The organism is Brevibacillus sp. FW306-2-1A-C05A (assembly GCF_058781555.1).
This window is the reverse complement of the sequence record NZ_JBYSWV010000001.1, coordinates 63317-82371: the sequence shown is the minus strand read 5'-3', so window position 1 is coordinate 82371 and position 19055 is coordinate 63317. Positions and strand designations below refer to the sequence as shown.

Here is a 19055-nt window from a genome sequence, read left to right as displayed (position 1 = left end):
TGATACATGATGACGGAATCGAAAGTGGCGACTCCGGACTTAAAATCCGCCAAGTCTCCGAAAACAACGGCGGACTATGCGAAATACTTTCAGCCGCCATCCTTGAAGGATGCGAAAAAGCGGGGAAAAGAAGAAGTGCAGGTGCACTACGATTTCGCGATTCCGGAAGACATGCGCGAGATCGGAAAAGGTAAGCGTTATCACGTCCGCACGTACGGCTGCCAGATGAATGAGCACGACTCCGAGACGATCGCAGGCATTTTGCAGCAGATGGGCTACACCTCGACAGACGAGGTAGAAGCGGCCGATGTCATTTTGTTCAACACTTGTGCGATCCGTGAAAATGCGGAGGACAAAGTGTTTGGCGAACTCGGCCACATGAAGCGGCTGAAAAACAACAACCCGAACCTGATTCTTGGCGTCTGCGGCTGTATGTCGCAGGAGGAGAAGGTCGTCAACAAAATTTTGAAAAGCTACCAGCAGGTGGACCTGATTTTTGGTACGCACAACATTCACCGCCTGCCGCAGTTGATGCGCGATGCGATGTTCAGCAAGGAAATGGTGATCGAGGTCTGGTCCAAGGAAGGCGACATCGTCGAGAACATGCCGAAGCTGCGCGAAGGCAACACCAAGGCATGGGTCAACATCATGTACGGCTGCGACAAGTTCTGTACGTATTGCATCGTGCCCTATACGCGCGGCAAAGAGCGGAGCCGCCGTCCGGAAGACGTCATCGCCGAGGTGCGCGATCTCGCCCGCCAAGGCTTCAAGGAAATCATGCTGCTCGGTCAAAACGTCAACGCGTACGGAAAAGACTTTGACGACATCGAGTACGGCTTTGGCGATCTGTTGGACGAGATCCGCAAAATCGACATTCCGCGCATTCGCTTTACGACGAGCCATCCGCGCGACTTCGACGATCATCTGATTGAGGTGCTGGCAAAAGGCGGCAACCTGGTGGAGCAAATCCATTTGCCCGTTCAGTCCGGCTCCACGGAAATTTTGAAGCGGATGGCCCGCAAATACACGCGGGAGCACTATCTGGAGCTGGTGCGCAAGATCAAGGCCGCGATTCCGAATGTCTCTCTTTCTACAGATATTATTGTCGGCTTCCCGGGCGAAACCGACGAGCAGTTTGAAGAGACGATTTCCTTGGTCGAAGAGGTCCGGTACGACTCGGCGTATACTTTCATTTATTCCCCACGGGAAGGGACGCCGGCCGCCGTCATGGAAGACAACGTGCCGATGGAAGTGAAAAAAGCGCGCCTCTACCGCTTGAATGAAGTGCTGGCCCGCATCGGTCTGGAGCAAAACAAAAAGCTGCAAGATCAGGTGCTGGAAGTGCTGATCGAGGGCGAATCGAAAAACAACCCGGATGTACTCGCAGGACGCACGCGGACGAACAAGCTCGTTCACTTTACCGCAGACAAGTCGTTGATCGGCGAGTATGTCCACGTCAAAATTACAGATGCCAAAACGTGGACGCTTCACGGCGAACTCGTTACCAAAGTCGAGGTGTAGAATATGGAACAAACAAACTTGTACACACAAAAAGAGATTCTGGACAAAGCGCGCGAGCTGGCTGCGATGATTTCGCGCACCAATGAAGTCGATTTTTTCAAACGCGCGGAACTGCAAATCAAGCACAATGAGCGCGTCCAAGACTTGATTGATAAATTGAAGCAAAAGCAAAAGCAGATGGTCATGTTTGAATCCATCAATAAGCCGGAACTGGTGAAAAAAGTCGAAGAAGAGTACAACAAGCTGCACGAGGAGCTGGACTCGATTCCGATCGTAACGGAGTTCAAGCAATCCCAGGTGGATGTGAACGATCTTTTGCAAATGGTGACGAATGTCATCACGAACACCGTATCCGAGCGTATTATTTTGGATACAGGCGGAAATCCGCTGACAGGCGAAACCGGCGGCGGGCCGGAAAAGAAACATAGCGGCGGCTGCTGCTCGTAAGGCAGGCGGCAGACGCGAAAGACGCTGACGCGATGGAGTTTTCCAAACAAGATACCCAATTTCAGGTGGGTGTTTGCACCCTAGCCGAATGCCCTGCATACAAATGTACAGAAACGTTGTATGGAGGAGGTAACGAAATGTCGGGTACAGACAAAGATCTACAGTGCCGGGAACTCATCGCGAAAGCTGTCTGCGGTAAAGGCCATAAATTCTCTACTACCACCCACACCATCATACCGTCGCAAACTCCTTCGACGATCCTCGGATGCTGGATTATAAACACGAACTTCCAGGCAGAGAAAGTCGGAGACGCGGTTGAAGTATCTGGTACGTATGACGTCAACCTGTGGTTCTCGTTTGCAAATAACACGCAAACCGAAGTCAAGCGGGAAACTGTCAAGTTCTCCGTACTCGTTCCGCTTACGTTCTTCGACAAAAACTGCAGAGGCGATCTGGAAATTGTCGCTCGCGCCGTGGAACAGCCGAAGTGCGTAAAAGCCGAGTTGAGTGCTGGAGGCACCATCACAGTCAGGGTTGAAAGCGAATTTGCCGTAGAAATCATCGGAGAAACCAAAGTCTGCGTAGTCGTCTGCAACAACTGCGATGACAAAGACTTCCACATGATTGGTGACTATGAAGAAAACAGCGACGAATTTGACGACTTTGATTCAGCCACCATGCTCGACGAGCTTGACTAAAGAGGAGAGACTCATCTCCTCTTTTTTCTTTTTTTCGCGGCGAAAAACCGGCAAGCGTCTACGCTCTCACTCTTCCCTGGGCGCAAACATAAGATATCGAAGAATACAGCATGGGAGTGTGGAGAGCATGATACGAGAAGGGTTGCAGGAGAGCGCCGCATCGCAGCCAATGACAGCCAACGCCAAAGAAGCGGTCGCTTTTTTGCACCGCCCCGAGGTCGGACGCTGGTTGCTGAAGCTGAGCGGGCTGCCTGTGGCTACGGGACGAACAGCGCCTCCCGGATGGCGAACCTACAAGCTTTGTCTCTATCAGGACCTGGTGCTGGACGTGGTGCGGAGCATGGAGCATCCGCAATGGCTGTTGCATCGTCTGGAGGAGCCTGACTACGAGCCGATTCCGTTTCCGTCCACCGATCCGGAGGTGCAGATGGTCAAAGCGCTGGCTGTCCGCAGCTTGTATGCTGTCGGAGCGGAAGCGGGGCAAGTCACGATCATAGCGGCATCTGCTCACCGGGCGAAGGTGGTTTCCGTGGCGCCGGATTGGCCGGCAGAGAAGGCGGATCGCTACATGCAGCGTGCGCGCGACTGGTGGCAGGAGCGCATGCGCAAGCAGCCGCAGGAGCTGAACAAACTGGGCGCCGACCCGGAGTTTTCGCTGCGCAGGGCAACGGGGGAAATGGCGCTCGCCTCTGATTTTTTGAAAATTAACGGGACGGTCGGCTGCGATACGACACGCTACCGGGAAGACCTGGCGCTGCATCAGCATCCGGTAGCCGAGCTTCGCCCTGCCCCGTCGGAAGACCCCGATGAGCTGTTTCTTCATATTTATGAAGCATTGATTTTCGCCATGAAAAAAATCGCCAACAAAGAGATCGAGTGGCTGGCGGGCGGGATGCCGTTTCCTGGCTATCCGATTGGCGGGCACATTCACTTTAGCGGAGTGTCGCCTACTTTTTCCTTGAGGCGGAAGCTGGACGCCTATCTCGCGTTGCCGCTCGTGCTGATCGAGGACGTCGGCTGCGTGTTGCGACGGCAACGCTACGGCTTTTTGGGCGACGTGCGGGAAAAGGCGTACGGTTTCGAGTATCGGACATTGCCCAGTTGGCTCGTGCATCCGGTCGTGGCGCGGGGAATATTGCATTTAGCCAGACTGGTCATCACGAGCCACGCCCAACTGAAAGCGACACCGCATTTGCAGTTGCCGCTGGTCAAGGCGTACTACCGCGGGGACAAGGAAACGCTGGAACCGTACGTCAGACAGGTGCGCAACGAGTTGCGGGAACTGCCGGGCTATTCGCTTTCGCGGGTTCATCTGGAGGCGTATTTTTCCTGCCTGTTGCGCGGGGACGTGTGGCTCTCTGACTTGGATCTGAAGAGCGCGTGGAACTTGCATTGAATTTTTCAACTGGAATCGAACATCAACATCGTGGCGCGATCATGGTATAATAGCGTCGAGATTGGAAGGCTAGGAGAAGAAAAAAATGGCGCAATATACCCCGATGATTCAGCAGTATCTGGCTATCAAAAAAGAGTACCCGGATACTTTCTTATTTTTCCGCTTAGGCGACTTTTACGAACTGTTTTTTGACGATGCTATCCTCGCGTCCCGCGAGCTGGAGATTACGCTCACAGGACGCGACGGTGGCGGGGATGAACGCATCCCGATGTGCGGCGTCCCGCACCATTCGGCAGATGGCTACATCGCCGAGCTGTTGAAAAAAGGACACAAAGTAGCGGTGTGCGAGCAGGTGGAGGACCCGAAAGAAGCAAAAGGGGTCGTTCGCCGCGAAGTGACCCGCGTCATTACGCCCGGCACGATGATGGAGGGCAAATGGCTCACGGACAAGGAAAACAACTACATGGCGGCATTGGCAGCCCTCGACGGCCGCATAGGGATCGCAGCCTGCGACATGAGTACAGGGGAAATGTACGCCACCTCCCTGCTCGGGCAGACGGAGGCCGCGCTCGATGAGGCATTGCAATACCGTCCAAAAGAACTGGTGTTCTTCGGCTTTGATTCCTTGCCGAAAACGTCTTTGCCGTCAACGGTCGTGGAAAGCCAGCAACTGGATGCGTTTGCGGTGGACAGCCAGTACCCGGAAGCGGGAAAAGAGCTGGACGTCGCTATGCGCGCAGCCGTCAATGCGCTGCTCTACTACATCGGGACGACGCAAAAGCGCAGTCTCGCGCATATGCGGCTGTTGAAACGTTACGACAGCAAGCAATATTTGCAAATGGACGGCTTTTCCAGACGAAACCTGGAACTGACGGAGACGATCCGCGACAAGGCGAAAAAAGGCTCCTTGCTGTGGTTGTTGGATCGGACGCAAACCGCCATGGGCGGACGGCTGTTGCGCAGATGGATCGAGCGGCCGCTGCTCGGACGTGCAGAGCTGGATGCCCGCCTGGATGCCGTCGAAGCGCTCAAGAGCGATTTGCTGCTGCGCTCCGATCTGCGGACTTGCCTGGACAACGTGTACGACCTGGAGCGGCTGGCTGGCCGCATCTCGTACGGAAACGCCAATGCCCGCGACCTGATCCAGTTGCGTTTGTCGCTGGAAGCAGTGCCGGAGCTGAAACGGCACTTGAGCCAGACGAATGCCCCGGTGTTGCAGGAGTTGGCCCAGGGCATGGATGAATGCGCGGACCTGGTCAGCTTTTTGCAGGCGGCGCTCGTCGACGATCCGCCGATCTCCGTGCGCGAAGGCGGGATGATTCGCACCGGCTACGATGAGTATTTGGACAAGCTGCATTCCGCAAGCCGCGACGGGAAGACGTGGATTGCCCAGCTCGAGCAGAGCGAGCGGGAAGCGACAGGCATCCGTTCGCTGAAAGTCGGTTTCAACAAAGTGTTTGGCTACTATATCGAAGTGTCGAAGTCGAACATCGCCAACGTGCCTGCGGGACGCTACGAGCGCAAGCAGACGCTCGCCAATGCCGAGCGCTACATCACGCCCGAACTGAAGGAACGCGAGGCGCTCATCCTCGAAGCGGAAGAAAAGATGATCGAGCTGGAGTACCAGTTGTTCACGGCTGTGCGCAGCGAGATCGCCGGACATATTCCGCGCTTGCAAAGCCTTGCCGAGCGAATCGCTTCTGTAGACGTGCTCCAGGCGTTTGCTACGGTCAGTGACGAGCGCGGCTTCGTGCGTCCACAGCTCGCAGACGACGGCGAATACGTCATCGTCGACGGACGCCACCCTGTCGTGGAAGCCGTGCTGGAGCGGGAGAAGTACGTAGCCAATGACGTGCGGATGAACCAGGACAGTCGCCAGGTTCTGCTCATCACTGGACCGAACATGGCGGGGAAAAGCACCTACATGCGCCAGATCGCACTGATTACCGTCATGGCGCAAATCGGCTGCTTCGTGCCTGCAAAAGAAGCGAAGCTGTCGATTGTGGACCAGATTTTTACGCGAATTGGCGCTGCCGACGACCTCGTTGGCGGACACAGTACGTTCATGGTGGAAATGCTGGAAACAAGGCACGCGCTGCAAAAGGCGACTGCCAAAAGTTTGATCTTGCTCGACGAGATCGGGCGCGGGACGTCCACGTACGACGGGATGGCACTGGCGCAGGCGGTCATCGAGTATATTTGCCAGCGAATCAAAGCCAAGACGCTGTTTTCCACGCACTATCACGAGCTGACGGGGCTGGCTGACACGATGAAGGGCGTCGTCAATGTGAACGCCCGCTGCGAGGAGCGGGACGGCAAGCTCTTGTTCCTGCACAAGATTGAGGAAGGCCGGGCAGATAAAAGCTACGGCATCCACGTGGCGGAATTGGCGGAAATGCCTGTCTGGGTCATTGAGCGCGCCCGCAGCATTTTGGCGGGCTTGGAGGCGGGCAGCCAAGCGACAGCCGACATGCAAATGTCGCTGGAAACGCTATGGTCGGCCCCGGTTGCCGCCGTGCGCGAGGAGCCCGTATCGCTGTTGTCGCCGGAGGAAGAGGAGATTTTGCGCGATTTGCGCGAGCTGGATTTGAACGCGACGACCCCGATGGACGCAATGATGAAGCTGTATGCATGGAAGCAGCAACTGAAAAAACGATAGGACGATAGGCAGAGGGGAGGAGCTCATGGGAAACATTCGAGTGCTCGATGAGCAGCTCGCCAATATGATTGCGGCAGGCGAAGTGGTGGAGCGTCCGGCTTCTGTTGTGAAGGAGCTGGTGGAAAACGCGATTGACGCTAGCGCCACCTCGATTGAGATTCATGTGGAGGAAGGCGGCCTGGAGCTGATCCGCATCGTCGACAACGGACACGGGATGGATCGGGACGATTGCCTGCTCGCTTTGGAACGGCATGCGACGAGCAAAATCAGCACCCCGCGGGACTTGTTCCGGATTCGCACGCTCGGCTTTCGCGGCGAGGCGCTGCCGAGTATCGCGGCTGTCTCGCGGATGGAGCTGACCAGCAACCGTTCGAGCCGCGAGATCGGCACCCGGCTGCTGGTGGAAGGCGGCGAGGTCAGAGAGGTGGCGGATGCGGCGGCGGTGCAGGGGACGGAGATTTGCGTCCGCAGCCTGTTTTTCAATACACCTGCCCGGTTGAAGTACATGAAGTCGATCGCCACAGAGGTCGGCCACATTTCCGACTACGTCAACCGACTGGCGCTGACGCATCCCGGCATTTCTTTTACGTTGACCCACAACGGCAAGACGCTTTTGCAAACGACGGGCGACGGCAAGCTGCTGCACGTCATGGCGGCCATCTACGGCGTGCAGGTAGCCAAACTGCTCCTGCCGATTTCGGGAGAGACGCTCGATTTTCGCTGGGACGGCTTTTTGTCCAAGACAGAGGTGACGCGGGCGAACCGTTCCTATTTATCGACGCTGGTGAACGGCCGCTACGTTCGCAGCTACTCGCTCAACAACGCGATCATGCGCGGCTACCACACGCTGCTGCCGATTGGACGCTTTCCGATCGTCGCGCTGCAAATTGAAATGGACCCGACGCTGGTGGACGTCAACGTGCATCCCGCCAAGCTGGAGGCGCGCTTCAGCAAGGAAGACGAACTGTGCAGCGCGATCGAGCAGTCGGTGAAAACGACGTTGCGCCAAGGCTTGGGGATCGTACGGCCGATGGCGACCCAGCCAAAAGCGAAAATCTCCACGCAAGTCGTGCAGCCGCAGTTTGACCTGACATTTACGAAGCCAGCCATTGAGAAAAGCTCGCTGTTGGAGGCTAGTCCGAGGTTGCAGGAATGGATGGCGAAGCAGGAGAGCAACAAGGCGCAGGCGGGGCAGCCAGCGGGCATGGCAGACGCGGCAAGCCCTGCACACCTGGCCAACGCGGCAAGTCCTGCAAACTCTCTCTCTCCTGCCGGCCTGTCTTTCCAGGAGACGGAAAAGAAAACGGTACACGAGGCCGCTTCGCCCTATCCGCGTCCAGAGCAAGCTTTGCAAACTGGTGTTGGGGGCGGGGAGGCAGCAGGGCATACGGGGACACAAGCTGCGGCAGCGACGGGGAGCGCGTCTGCGGGTGTCGGCGAAGGGAACGAACATGGTCAATATCGCGAGCAAGACTATGCCCAAGCCCTAGACCAAGCCCAGGCTCAAGCTGGGACTGGGACGAATGCCCAGACTCTAGCTGCAGCCGAAACCCACGCACAGCCCGAAGCGGTTCAGCAACAGCCGCAGCTCCAGTCTCAGCGCTTCCAGCCGCTCAACCGAGCCGAGGAAACGGAGCCAGTCGCGCAGCCGATAAACGCACAGGCAGGGACAGCGGAACCGCCGACGGGCGCAGCATGGGCCCAAGCTGACGTCACCCGGCTTGACGAGCCAAGCGAACAGCAAGGCCAGGCGGCAACTCCAGCAGCACCAGCCAACGAAGAAACTACTACGTCGGCTGTTCCCGTCATGTACCCGGTCGGACAGGTGCACGGAACGTACATTGTGGCGCAAAACGATACGGGGATGTATTTGGTCGATCAGCACGCGGCGCAGGAGCGGATTTTTTATGAATACTTCATGGCCAAGCTGGCCGAGGAAGGCGTCGCGAGCCAAATGATGCTGTTCCCGCATACCGTCGAGGTGACGGCAGCAGAGGCAGCGCGGCTGGAAAAACGGTTGCCGCTGTTGCAGTCGTTTGGCCTGGAGGTCGAAGCTTTCGGCGGGCGAACGTTTATCGTGCGCGCGCACCCGCACTGGTTCCCGGAAGGAGCCGAGCTGGAAGTCATCGAGGAGCTGATCCAGTTTGTGCTGGAAGCAGGCGAGCACGGACAGTCTAGTGTCGTCCAGATGCGGGAAAAAGCCGCGATCATGATGTCGTGCAAAGCTTCGATCAAAGCCAACCGCTATTTGACGCACGCAGAGATGGAAAGCCTGCTGAACCAACTGCGCGAGACGAGCAGTCCTTTTACATGCCCGCACGGCAGACCGATCGTCATTCACTTCAGCGGCTACGATCTGGAGAAAATGTTCAAGCGCGTCATGTAGGCAAGCGCACAGACGCGAAGCAAACACCCCCCTTAGATGCTCTAGGGGGTCTTTCTGACTGAATCGGAAAGCATAAACGGCAAGAACAAACAACCCGATTCAGCAAGAATAACCTTCCGCTAAAACGCGTTCGCTCATCCTTGAGATGGCCGCGATAAAGGTTTTGTTATGGCTTGTCGGCAGACCGCTTTGTTTTCTCCTTGTAAAAAAATTCACAAGCACGTAACTGGCGGAACAAAACGTGATATGATAGCAGGTGATCGGACAAAAGTTTGGTACAGATTCTATTTGACCGCCAAATTAATCCTGCTTACAATAAAAGAGTTTCCGTCCAACAGGACGCAGACACACGGAAAGGAAAGCGGATACGTGATCGTAACGACGGGACTTGAGCCTGCTGAGGACACCTTGCGCCATGCGCTGGCATTGGCCGATGCGTTTGGCGTACCTGTAGTGAGACGCGGTGACTTTTCCCTCAGCCAGCTACGAAAACGGCATGGCGACGACGAAGTATTGGTCGTCTCTGCGCAAGGAGCGCGCCTGGAGGTGCCGGGGAAAAAGCCGTTCTTTTTTCACCCGAACACTGCGGCTTTTCGTATAAAGCGGCTGATGCGCGGCGATACTGATACTATGCTTGTTGCTTGCCAAATTCAACCAGGGGATGAAGTGTTGGATGCCACGCTCGGACTAGGGGCGGATGCGATTGTGTTTTCCCATGCGACAGGAGCAGAGGGGAAAGTGGTCGGCATCGAATCTGAACGAGTGCTTGCTATCATGGTCGAAGATGGACTCAAGCACTGGGCGTCTGACTCGGAACAACTGGAGAGAGCCATGCGTCGTATTGAAGTGCGGTGCGAAAACCATCTGGAAGTCTTGCAGGGATTGCCGAGCCGCTCTTTCGACGTCGTTTACTTCGATCCCATGTTTGAAATGACGGTTCACAGCTCGCAAGGAATCGCAGGAGTGCGCGAGTTTGCCAACCCGCAACCACTGACGGAGCAGGCCATTTCAGAAGCGCTCCGCGTAGCGAGAAGACGCGTGGTTATGAAGGAAGGAAAAACAGGCAAAGTCTACGAGCGTTTTGGCTTCGTTCCATTTCGCTCCCGCGGCCAACAGGTCGTGTACAGCTACAAAGAGACAGGTGGAGGGGAGTGACCTTGCAGCAGAGAGAAAAGCTAGTCGTCATCATCGGCCCGACAGCAGTCGGCAAGACCCAACTGAGTCTGGATTTGGCCCAGCAGTTCAACGGCGAGATCATTTCCGGGGATTCCATGCAAGTCTACCGCGGCATGGACATCGGGACGGCCAAGGCAGAGCCTGCCGAGCTGGCGCTGGTGCCGCATCATCTCATTGATATCAAAAATCCGGACGAAGAATATTCTGTCGCCTTGTTCCAAGAAAGCGCCACCCGGCTGATTACGGAGATTAACCAACGGGAACGCCTTCCTTTTATCGTAGGCGGTACGGGTCTCTACATAGAATCGGTTACCCATCGGTTTCAATTTTCGCAAGCCGCCCAAGATCCGGAGCTGCGCGAACGGCTGCAGCGTCTGGCAGATGCGGAAGGCGTGGAAGCGCTGCACGCAAGGCTCGCTGACGTTGACCCGATTACAGCACAGCGCTTGCACCCGAACGATGTAAAACGGGTAATTCGCGCCTTGGAAATATACGAAAGCACGGGCTACAAAATGTCGGACTTTCAACTGCGGGCGCAGCACTCTCCGTACGATCTCGTCATGATCGGACTCACGATGGAGCGGGCCGTGCTGTACGAACGGATCAATCGCCGCGTCGAACTGATGATCGAAGCGGGGCTGGTCGAGGAAGTGCGCGGGCTTTTGGACAAAGGCTACGACGCTTCCATGGTGTCGATGCAAGGGCTGGGGTACAAGGAGTTGATCCCTTACCTGTACGGCGAAATTACGCTGGAAAAGGCGATCAACGACATCCAGCAGCGGACGCGGCATTTTGCCAAACGGCAGTTGTCCTGGTTCCGCCGCATCCCGGAAGTGCAGTGGTTTGACATGACCGATCCGGCTGGTCAAGCGAAGTCCGTGGAAACTATCAAGCAGATATTGGCAGGAAAGTTTCAACAATTGCCGAATATATAACATACAAGTCCTTTTAGGGGGTAGTGTACATGAAACAGACGATCAACATTCAAGATACGTTCTTGAATCATTTGCGGAAAGAAAACATCGCGGTTACCATTTACCTTGTGAACGGATTTCAATTGCGCGGGTATATTAAAGCGTTCGATAATTTCACGATTGTGATTGATAGCGAAGGCAAGCAACAATTAGTATACAAGCATGCGATCTCCACTTTCACTCCGCAACGCCCTGTATCGCTCATGTCTTCGGAAAACAACCAGCAATAAATCGCAAAACGCTCTGCCCACCAGCCAGGACTCTTGAAGTCCTGGTTTTTTCTTTTAGAAACCAAAAGGAAAAGGCGCCACAAAAGGCTTTCAGCGTCTGCACGGAAAGCCTTTGCGGCAAACCTGTTTATGAAAAGCTACAGATAGCGGGCGATCATCCGCACAAGCTTGGCAGGGAACTCGTGAAGGTTGGTCATATCCAAAAAACGTTCCTTGCCGTAGATGCCGCTAATCACCTCCTTGTCCTGGCCGATTGCGGCGGCAAGAAAGGCAATTCCTTTCCGTTCGTATTCCTGGATCGTTTGCTTCATGTCGGCAACGGCATAGCTTCCGGTATAGTCGTCCATCGCTTTCGGCTGCCCGTCGCTGATGCTGATGAGCAGCTTGGTCTGCTGTCGGCAAGCGGCCAGCCGTTCCGCCATAATTCGCAGAGCCATTCCATCGCGATTATTGCTTCTGGCGCGAATTTGCATCAGTCGGAAACGGTCGCTCGCGTCCGGTTTGTCCAGGTCTACATAGGCGAAGATGGACATTTGCTCCAAGCGGGAAACATCCGTGGTATCGCCAAAGATCAAAACAGAAATCTGGCAGAGCTGGCAAAATTCATACACCGCGATGACGGCCCGCTTGGCTGCTTCCAATCGCCCGAAGGCAGACATGGAGGCGGATTCGTCTACCCGTAGGCCCACTACCAGCGAAGGGGATTCAGCGGGCGGGCGCTTTTTGGCAAAATATTTGTAATCCCTGTAAGCGACGCTGTCTGCCTGAAACTTGCTGCCATAGTAACGATTCCGCGAAAAGTCGGAAGCCAGCTCATGCTCCAGGTAGGGCAATGTTTTTCTGGCAAGCTGTTGCACGATCGGCATCAGTTCTTACGGACGTATTCCTGTTGGTCCTCCTGATCGTAGTCCGGACGGTGCACAATCAGCTTTACTTTTTTATGGATGGAATCAGCAATGACTTCTCTTGCCGCTTGATTCAGCTTTTTACGGAAGTCGCGTTCCTTTTGTTTTTCATCCTCCTGCAAAGGCGCTGGATTGGCCTGATGATAGCGGGGAGCTCCCGAAGTGGAGGTTTTTGTATGGGCAAAATCATCTGCCATATAGGAAGAGCCGTTGTCGTCGCTGTCGGCTGATTTTTTCAGGGCGATTCCTTTTTCAGCCAAGCCGTTGTCCATGTCAAAAGCCGTGTCGTCTATTTCTCCCGAAGTCTTGATTTCGATAGCATCCGGAGATTCTCGTTTTTTTTAGCTCCAGAGAGACTGCTTCCAGGTGGCGGATAATCCTTGCTGGATAAGTGCTTCTTCCAGAAGCCGAATTTCTTCCGAGTCGGTCGTTATTTTGTAAATGATCTTGTGGTAAAGCGATTGTTTTGCGGAAGCTCCGCTGGCGATGGCATCTGCCCAGTAGAAGAAGGAGCGCATTCCCGCCACGCCTTTGATCGCGTTAGCCCGTGCGGTTTTGTCCAAAAGCAGAATCACATCCGCCAATACGGCCAGCATCTTCTCGTCATGAAAACCGGGCTGCCATCCAGTTCCAGGGCAGAGTTTAACGTCATTAACACCGCAGCGTCACGAATAACGTTCGGTTCCTGAATTTCCAATAAATATCCCTTTTGATAGGCCCTGACGATTTCGGAAGGGTAAAAGCGGTACTCGACATTTTCCCCCACGGTTTTTTCCGCCGCAAGCTTCAACAAATGCTTCATTATCCGTCAACTGTCTGTCCGGTGACAAATGATAGAGACTGTTTTTCCGTCATTTTCTTTTCCTCCGAATCGTAGTTATGTGGTGCGATTCTCGCCCCTGCGCTTCTTCTCCACGACGAGGGGGAGCAGCAGAGCCGCACCGACGAAAATGAATCCTCCGCTTGCGGCATAGACCGCGCCAAGGGAGAACATCTCTTTGAGATAGCCGGACACGGACATACCGATGACCATCATCCCCATGAAAACAGGCGTGATCGTGCCCGATACGCGGCCGATCAAGGCGCCTTCCGTGTTGCGGACGAGCAATCCACCCGTCGTTCATCAGCACGAGCAGCACCGCACCCACGGACAGGGCAGACAGTAGATCGCTCCAGACCATCGTCCGCTTTGGCTGCCAGCGATCGGCAAAAGTTCCGCCAATCAGCCCAAACAAAAAGATCGGAGCGAACTCTTCGACCGAGATCAGCGATACGTAAACAGGATTGTTGTTCGTCCATTCGCTTACGAACAGCAGAACGGCAAAATTCCGGACCCAGATGCCCAACTGCAACAGCACGCGGGAAAGGATAATCGTTCGTACATCAGGATTCCTGAACAATGTCAATACCCCATATCTTTTAATAGTCTCGCTAATGCGTGCAGACGTTCGCCTATCAGTTCATCGTCTTCGCTCAACACGCGGCTGAATTGCTTGATATCGTCATGAAGCGTGTCATTGTCCGTGCAGATCGCCACGTTCAACGCATCGCCTTGCAGAGCAATCCTGTCGATAACGGGCTTTTGCGGGTCGTAAAAATGCTCGTATCTGTATGCCTCGCGAAAATGGTTCAACGTGCGGCAAACGAGCAGCGACAGATCGAGAATGCGATGGAGCGGGAGTTCCTCCGATTCCGTCGACCAGGCTTCGCCTGTGGATTTCCATGCTTTGGCAGCGATGGCGGCTTTGCCGGTGTCGTTTTTCGCAGCCAAGCCAAGCGAAAGCGCTTTGACATCCGTATTTCTGGCAGAATGGCCGTCAACCCGATCGTAGTTTTCTGACACGACGACAGGCTTGTGTTGTGAAGTAGTTGGTAGTTTCATTTTCTTTCCCTCTTTCCTTTTCGAAATTACTGCAAAGTGTAGCGGAGATTTCATCGCGAAGCAACAGTTTTTTGTTAGGATTGACAAACATTTTTGTTTTGTGTTTATTATTATACAAACCAAACCGCAAAATGTTTGTTGTTTTTTCTTCCCGGTTTCCTGGACCGTCTCCTTTGTCGAGACGGAAGCCAGGCGAAGCTTATTTTCGAAAATCGCACAGGAAGCCGAATACAGGCTACAGGTGTAGCGGCGCGAAAAGAGAGGAGAAACCATGAAGCGGAAAGATGAACTGAAACAGGCGTTTAAAGAAGCGAAGACAGAGGCAGGGGTGTATCAAATTAAAAACACCCGAAATCAAAAAGTGTGGATTTGCAGCACCCGCAATCTGAAAACGATGAACGGAAAGCTGTTCACGCTTAAACTCGGTTCCCATATGAACAAACAGCTTCAAAGCGAGTGGGACGAGTACGGAGAAGAGGCGTTCGTCTGCGAAGTGCTGGAGGTTTTGAAGAAGAAGGAAGAGGGATACTTTGACGAAAAGGAGGAGCTTGAGAAAATGGAGCAAAAATGGCTCGACAAGCTTCAGCCGTACGGAGAACGCGGATATCACCAGAAGAAAAAGCAGTAGCAGCAGGGGCGCGGTGCCTCCGTAGCTAACCGAGTTTGCTCGCCAAAATAAACGAGGGCCAGTCTACACACGTTTTCGCGCGTTTCGACTGGCCCTCTGGTCTGGCCCTTTACAATCTACAAGCCAAGGAGCAGTTATTGCTTGTCTTCAGTAAAAATCTGGAAGGTGATACCGAACTTGTCGCGCACACTGCCATAGGCAGGGCTGAAAAATGTCTCTTGCAGAGGCATATGTACTTGCCCGTCCTCTTGGAGTGTGGCGAAGATGCGCTCCGCATCAGCTTTGTCCCCTATGGAAATGCAAATGGTCACCTGATCGCCTACTTGGTGAGGCTGTCCTGGGAACGTATCGGAAAGCATCAGATGGCTCTCGCCAATTTTGAGGGTGGCATGTCCCACGAGATTTTTCGCTTCCGCAGGCAAAGGGTACTCAGGGTTTTCCGGCATTTCGCCAAAGGTCTGCTTGTACAGCACTTCGGCACCCAGTGCTTGTTCGTAAAAGGCGATTGCTTCACTTGCTGTTCCGTTCAGGACGAGATAAGGGATCAAACGCAAAGTCATTGAGGAATCATCTCCTTGGGATATGGGCTTGTTTATGGAGGGAGCAAAAGCAGCGGCTTCTCCATATCCAGATTGTACCATAAAGAACGTTTGTTCGTAAACAGGGGGTTAAAAAACCGAGGACTGGCAAAGCGTCCTCGTCTGGCAGGAAAAGCTTTTTATGCCGCCGTCTTCCTGCGAATCATCAGGAGGTAGCAGAGGATGGCGCCGAGTGTAGCGAGCGCGATGACGATCCCCATCGGAACGGCTGTGCCTTCTCCGCCAATCCCGACCAACGGCGCGACGATTCCGCCGCTGATGAAGGAGAGCAGACCTTGCAGGGCAGAAGCGCTGCCTGCGGCCTTGCTCTGGTTTTGCATCGCCAGCGAAAAGCCTGTCGCACCGACGATCCCGACGCTCGATACGACGAAGAACAGCGGAACGAGGACAGCGACCAGCCCGGCCTGGAGCAAGATCATAGCGAGCAGGGCGACACCGCCGACTACGGCCAGCGAGATGCCGGTGACGAACAGTTTCGTTTCTTTGACTTTTCCTGCGAGCCTTCCGGTAATTTGACTGGCAATAATAATTCCGAGCCCGTTCATGGCGAAAATCATGCTGAAGCCTTGCGGAGAGACGCCAAAAATTTTCTGGAAGACAAACGGCGAGCCTGCAATGTAGGCGAACATCGCGGCTGTGACCAAGCCTTGCGACAAGGCGTAGCCCATGAATACCCGGTCTTTCAGCAGTCCGCCAAACGTTTTCAGCGTGTTGCCAATCCCGGCTTTGGAGCGGCGATGGACGGGCAACGTCTCAGGCAGGCCAAGCACGACGACAAGCAGCATGATGGCACCGATCAGCCCGAGCGCGACAAAGACGCCGTGCCAGGTAGTAAATTCCAGCAGTTGACCGCCGACAATCGGCGCGGCAATCGGCGCGATCCCGTTGATGAGCATTAGCAGGGCAAAAAATTTGGTCAGCTCGGTCCCGGAATACAGGTCGCGAACAGTCGCGCGGGCGATGACAATCCCCGCCGAGCCGGCCAGCCCCTGAACAAAACGAAGAAAGACAAACGTGTAAATCGAAGGCGCAACCGCACATAAAAAAGAAGACAAGGCATACAAAATCAGTCCGATCAAAAGCGGCATTCTCCGCCCGCGCACGTCGCTGATCGGTCCGGCAAAAAGCTGGCCGACCGAAAGCCCGATCAGGCAAGCGGTGAGGCTGAGCTGGGCCAGTGAGGTGCTCGTATGCAGGTCATCTGCGAGCAGCGGCAAAGCCGGCAAGTACATGTCCAGCGACAGCGGGCCGAATGCCGAGAGGGAGCCTAAAATGGTCGCGATCCACAGACGGCGCGACTTGCTGCCGGCAAGTGACGAGGAATCCAGTTCTTTGGCTACATGGTTCAAAGCAATGTTCAAACCTTTCTCTTGTGGAATGGGGAGAGCGACAACACCTGGCTACTCGTTTGGTTCAGCAGATGGCTCCGTATTTTCCAGGTAAAAGGTTTGCAGGTTGTTGTGCATTCTTTCCAACATGCCTTGCAAGACGATTTTTTCTTCGTCTGTAAAGCACTCGAAGCATTTCAGTTCGAGAATGCGCAGCGCTTCCTTGACGGCTTTTGTCGCCAGCCGCCCTTTGTCGGTGAGGAAAACCCGGGAGATGCGCTGGTCGCGCTCGTCGGCGCGCCGTTCAACCAGCCCGCATTTTTCCATGCGATTAATCATGACCGTAAGCGTTGCGGGTTTTACCTGGATACGTCGGGCCAGCTCCTTTTGCATCAAGCCGTCTGTTTTGGCGAGACGCATCAGGAGAATCGGCTGCCCTGGGTAGACGTCGTAGTTTTGAATGAGATATTCAACGTTTTTCTTATGAAGCTTCATCACATGGCCCATCGCATGTGTCAAAGCAGTAGAATAATCAAATTCCACCAAAGTACCCCCGTTTTGTTAGCTGGCTAACTAAAAATTAATGTAAATGATTCTCAATCCACAGTCAATACTGATCTATTATACAAAAACGAAGCACGTTCGTCATGAGGGAGTAAAAGAATGTTGTCTCCGAAGGAAGGAGAGAAAGTAGCGGTTGTAGAAACTAACCATTCCGAAACAGGAAAGGACAAGGTGACAATGCGATGATTTTGAATGAAAAAATAAAAGCGGCGGAAGTCAGCCTGACTGGCGTGAACGGAGAGGACCTCGGGATCGTCGACACGAAAGTCGCGCTGCAAATGGCGAAGGAGCAGGGCGTCGACCTCGTTTGCCTTTCGCTCGCCGCAAGCCCGCCGCCGTGCCAGTTGGTTGGCCGCACGAACTATAAAGAGCAGCTCAACCGCGAAAAGGCCAAGCAGCGCAAAGAGGAAAAAGGCAGAAAAGTAAAGGAGCTTCGCTTGAGCGCCTATATCGAAGAGCACGACTACGATACGAAAAAGCGGCAAGCGGAAAAAATTCTCGCGGCAGGGGACGCGGTGCAATTGACCGTGCGCCTGGAGAAAAAAGAAAGCCAGGAAGCGAAAAAATTGATCGAGCAACTCGTAAAAGAGCTTGCGCATTGCGGCGTGCAGGAAAAAGGCATTCAAGTAAGCGGCAAGCAAGTGGTCGCTGTCCTGCTTCCGAAGGAGCAATAGCTGTACGGGAAGGCCCGGCTCGTAGTGACAGATGGTATTGTCGCTTCGGCCGGGCTTTTTTTCGCAAGTGTAGCCATTGGCTTGCTTGCCGCGTCTTTTTCTAATAGAAAAGACAAGCAACCACCAAACAGAAAAGCGAGTGATTTCATGCCGTTTACCTTTTCGCACCCGGCGATCGTCCTGCCGCTGCGCAGACTGGGATGGGTATCCTTTCCGGCTCTCGTCTTTGGCAGCATGGCGCCGGATTTTGAATATTTTTTGCGCATGCAGCCGTACAGCGTCTACAGCCACACGCTGCTTGGCCTGTTTTGCGTTGATCTTCCGCTCGTGATCGTCCTGTATGTTTTGTACCGCTACATCGTCGAAAAAGGACTGCTCGCCGTCTTGCCGCTGTGGGCGGCAAAAGGCTTGGCTAGCGGGCGGCCGCAGACACGAAGCCGCAGGCGGACGTGGGTATCGCTGGTAGTGTTCGCTTACTCCGCGCTGCTCGGAAGCTACAGCCATATCGCCTGGGATGCTTTTACCCACGACGGAGGCAGCATGGTCGAACGGTTCGCTTTTTTGCAACAGCGCATCCCGCTCCTTTTTCTCGACGTGCCTGTCTACAAGCTGCTACAGCACGGCAGCACGCTGCTGGGCGGGCTTGCCATCGCGTTTGTGCTCTGGCGCACCGGACGCAAGAACGATCACGTCGAGATCAAACAGGCCACACTGTACGGAAAAGGGCTGTTCTGGCTAGGAGTGGCTGTAATCGGACTGGGCGTCGTCGTTTGGCATGCCTTTTTCGTGAAAGGGGTGTCTCCCCTGATTCATCCGTTGCAGCAGGTCGTTCCTTTTCTGTCCGGAAGCCTGCTCGGGATTTGTCTGCTTGCTCCGCTGGCGAATCGGCCAGGTTTGAAAAAATAGGGCAGGTTTGCCTAGCTTCTGAGTATATTAATGTATGGCTGAAAAAGCATGTATTCGCACTGGCCCAAACTGGATGACACTT

At 54.5% G+C, this 19055-nt stretch carries 21 protein-coding genes and 1 pseudogene; 12 read left to right on the top strand and 10 right to left on the bottom strand.

Annotated features, from left to right (window positions below; translation table 11 throughout):
• Positions 1 to 9: 9 nt before the first annotated feature.
• The 9 genes from miaB (at position 10) to hfq (ending at position 11487) form a co-directional block, all read left to right on the top strand.
• Positions 10 to 1521: a tRNA (N6-isopentenyl adenosine(37)-C2)-methylthiotransferase MiaB gene (miaB, locus tag AC3WJN_RS00460; protein WP_005835632.1), complete on the top strand. Its 1512-nt coding sequence runs from the start codon at positions 10 to 12 to the stop codon at positions 1519 to 1521.
• Between the two features lie 3 nt (positions 1522 to 1524).
• The gene (locus AC3WJN_RS00455) at positions 1525 to 1968 is read left to right on the top strand and encodes a YlbF/YmcA family competence regulator (protein WP_005835634.1); all 444 of its coding nucleotides are present in this window, start codon (positions 1525 to 1527) and stop codon (positions 1966 to 1968) included.
• A gap of 137 nt (positions 1969 to 2105) precedes the next feature.
• A complete protein-coding gene (gene cotE / locus AC3WJN_RS00450; RefSeq protein ID WP_005835636.1) occupies positions 2106 to 2666 on the top strand; it encodes an outer spore coat protein CotE in 561 nt (186 codons plus the stop codon).
• Positions 2667 to 2793: 127 nt separating this feature from the next.
• The gene (locus AC3WJN_RS00445) at positions 2794 to 4062 is read left to right on the top strand and encodes a putative amidoligase domain-containing protein (RefSeq protein ID WP_007786911.1); all 1269 of its coding nucleotides are present in this window, start codon (positions 2794 to 2796) and stop codon (positions 4060 to 4062) included.
• An 85-nt stretch (positions 4063 to 4147) separates the two neighbouring features.
• Positions 4148 to 6721 (top strand): DNA mismatch repair protein MutS, encoded by a 2574-nt coding sequence (gene mutS, locus AC3WJN_RS00440; RefSeq protein ID WP_492329207.1) that lies wholly within the window; start codon positions 4148 to 4150, stop codon positions 6719 to 6721.
• A gap of 25 nt (positions 6722 to 6746) precedes the next feature.
• Positions 6747 to 9107, top strand: a complete 2361-nt coding sequence (gene mutL, locus AC3WJN_RS00435; protein ID WP_290426168.1) for a DNA mismatch repair endonuclease MutL — start codon at positions 6747 to 6749, stop codon at positions 9105 to 9107.
• A 369-nt stretch (positions 9108 to 9476) separates the two neighbouring features.
• Entirely contained in the window at positions 9477 to 10262 is a 786-nt protein-coding gene (locus tag AC3WJN_RS00430; RefSeq protein WP_448792427.1) for a class I SAM-dependent methyltransferase, read from the top strand.
• Positions 10259 to 11218, top strand: coding sequence for a tRNA (adenosine(37)-N6)-dimethylallyltransferase MiaA (gene miaA / locus AC3WJN_RS00425; protein WP_025846031.1), 960 nt, complete (start codon positions 10259 to 10261; stop codon positions 11216 to 11218). Before AC3WJN_RS00430 ends, miaA begins: the two co-directional genes overlap by 4 nt.
• A gap of 29 nt (positions 11219 to 11247) precedes the next feature.
• Positions 11248 to 11487, top strand: coding sequence for an RNA chaperone Hfq (gene hfq / locus AC3WJN_RS00420; protein ID WP_005835647.1), 240 nt, complete (start codon positions 11248 to 11250; stop codon positions 11485 to 11487).
• Positions 11488 to 11624: 137 nt separating this feature from the next.
• Here the strand turns inward: hfq and AC3WJN_RS00415 are convergent, their stop codons facing one another.
• From AC3WJN_RS00415 to AC3WJN_RS00385, 7 genes and pseudogenes are all read right to left on the bottom strand, one after another.
• Entirely contained in the window at positions 11625 to 12353 is a 729-nt protein-coding gene (locus AC3WJN_RS00415) for a vWA domain-containing protein (RefSeq protein WP_492329206.1), read from the bottom strand.
• Entirely contained in the window at positions 12353 to 12664 is a 312-nt protein-coding gene (locus AC3WJN_RS00410; protein WP_260507619.1) for a hypothetical protein, read from the bottom strand. The genes AC3WJN_RS00415 and AC3WJN_RS00410 overlap by 1 nt, the downstream gene beginning before the upstream one ends.
• Positions 12665 to 12733: 69 nt before the next feature.
• Entirely contained in the window at positions 12734 to 12976 is a 243-nt protein-coding gene (locus AC3WJN_RS00405) for a hypothetical protein (RefSeq protein ID WP_492329205.1), read from the bottom strand.
• Positions 12964 to 13182 (bottom strand): hypothetical protein, encoded by a 219-nt coding sequence (locus AC3WJN_RS00400; RefSeq protein WP_373926230.1) that lies wholly within the window; start codon positions 13180 to 13182, stop codon positions 12964 to 12966. The genes AC3WJN_RS00405 and AC3WJN_RS00400 overlap by 13 nt, the downstream gene beginning before the upstream one ends.
• Before the next feature lie 87 nt (positions 13183 to 13269).
• A complete protein-coding gene (locus tag AC3WJN_RS00395) occupies positions 13270 to 13500 on the bottom strand; it encodes a hypothetical protein (RefSeq protein ID WP_007786926.1) in 231 nt (76 codons plus the stop codon).
• Positions 13496 to 13792, bottom strand: a pseudogene (locus tag AC3WJN_RS00390) (MFS transporter); the annotation flags it as partial. The gene AC3WJN_RS00395 and the pseudogene AC3WJN_RS00390, both read right to left, overlap by 5 nt.
• 2 nt (positions 13793 to 13794) lie before the next feature.
• Entirely contained in the window at positions 13795 to 14274 is a 480-nt protein-coding gene (locus tag AC3WJN_RS00385) for a DUF6530 family protein (RefSeq protein ID WP_005835649.1), read from the bottom strand.
• A 271-nt stretch (positions 14275 to 14545) separates the two neighbouring features.
• On the opposite strand from AC3WJN_RS00385, the gene AC3WJN_RS00380 reads away from it, so the two are divergent.
• On the top strand, positions 14546 to 14902 hold the full coding sequence (locus AC3WJN_RS00380; RefSeq protein WP_005835651.1) for a GIY-YIG nuclease family protein: 357 nt from the start codon (positions 14546 to 14548) through the stop codon (positions 14900 to 14902).
• Positions 14903 to 15036: 134 nt separating this feature from the next.
• Here the strand turns inward: AC3WJN_RS00380 and AC3WJN_RS00375 are convergent, their stop codons facing one another.
• From AC3WJN_RS00375 to AC3WJN_RS00365, 3 genes are all read right to left on the bottom strand, one after another.
• Positions 15037 to 15462, bottom strand: a complete 426-nt coding sequence (locus AC3WJN_RS00375) for a VOC family protein (protein ID WP_005835652.1) — start codon at positions 15460 to 15462, stop codon at positions 15037 to 15039.
• A 158-nt stretch (positions 15463 to 15620) separates the two neighbouring features.
• Positions 15621 to 16850, bottom strand: coding sequence for a multidrug effflux MFS transporter (locus AC3WJN_RS00370; protein ID WP_025846021.1), 1230 nt, complete (start codon positions 16848 to 16850; stop codon positions 15621 to 15623).
• A 51-nt stretch (positions 16851 to 16901) separates the two neighbouring features.
• Positions 16902 to 17372 carry a MarR family winged helix-turn-helix transcriptional regulator gene (locus tag AC3WJN_RS00365; RefSeq protein WP_005835655.1) on the bottom strand — a complete coding sequence of 157 codons (471 nt, stop codon included), beginning with the start codon at positions 17370 to 17372 and terminating at the stop codon, positions 16902 to 16904.
• 203 nt (positions 17373 to 17575) lie between these two features.
• Here AC3WJN_RS00365 and infC point away from each other — a divergent pair, with 203 nt between their 5' ends.
• Both infC and AC3WJN_RS00355 read left to right on the top strand, forming a co-directional pair.
• Complete coding sequence (gene infC, locus AC3WJN_RS00360; RefSeq protein ID WP_005835657.1) at positions 17576 to 18067, top strand: translation initiation factor IF-3; 492 nt, start codon at positions 17576 to 17578, stop codon at positions 18065 to 18067.
• A gap of 147 nt (positions 18068 to 18214) precedes the next feature.
• Positions 18215 to 18973: a DUF4184 family protein gene (locus AC3WJN_RS00355; RefSeq protein ID WP_007786934.1), complete on the top strand. Its 759-nt coding sequence runs from the start codon at positions 18215 to 18217 to the stop codon at positions 18971 to 18973.
• Positions 18974 to 19055 lie beyond the last annotated feature (82 nt).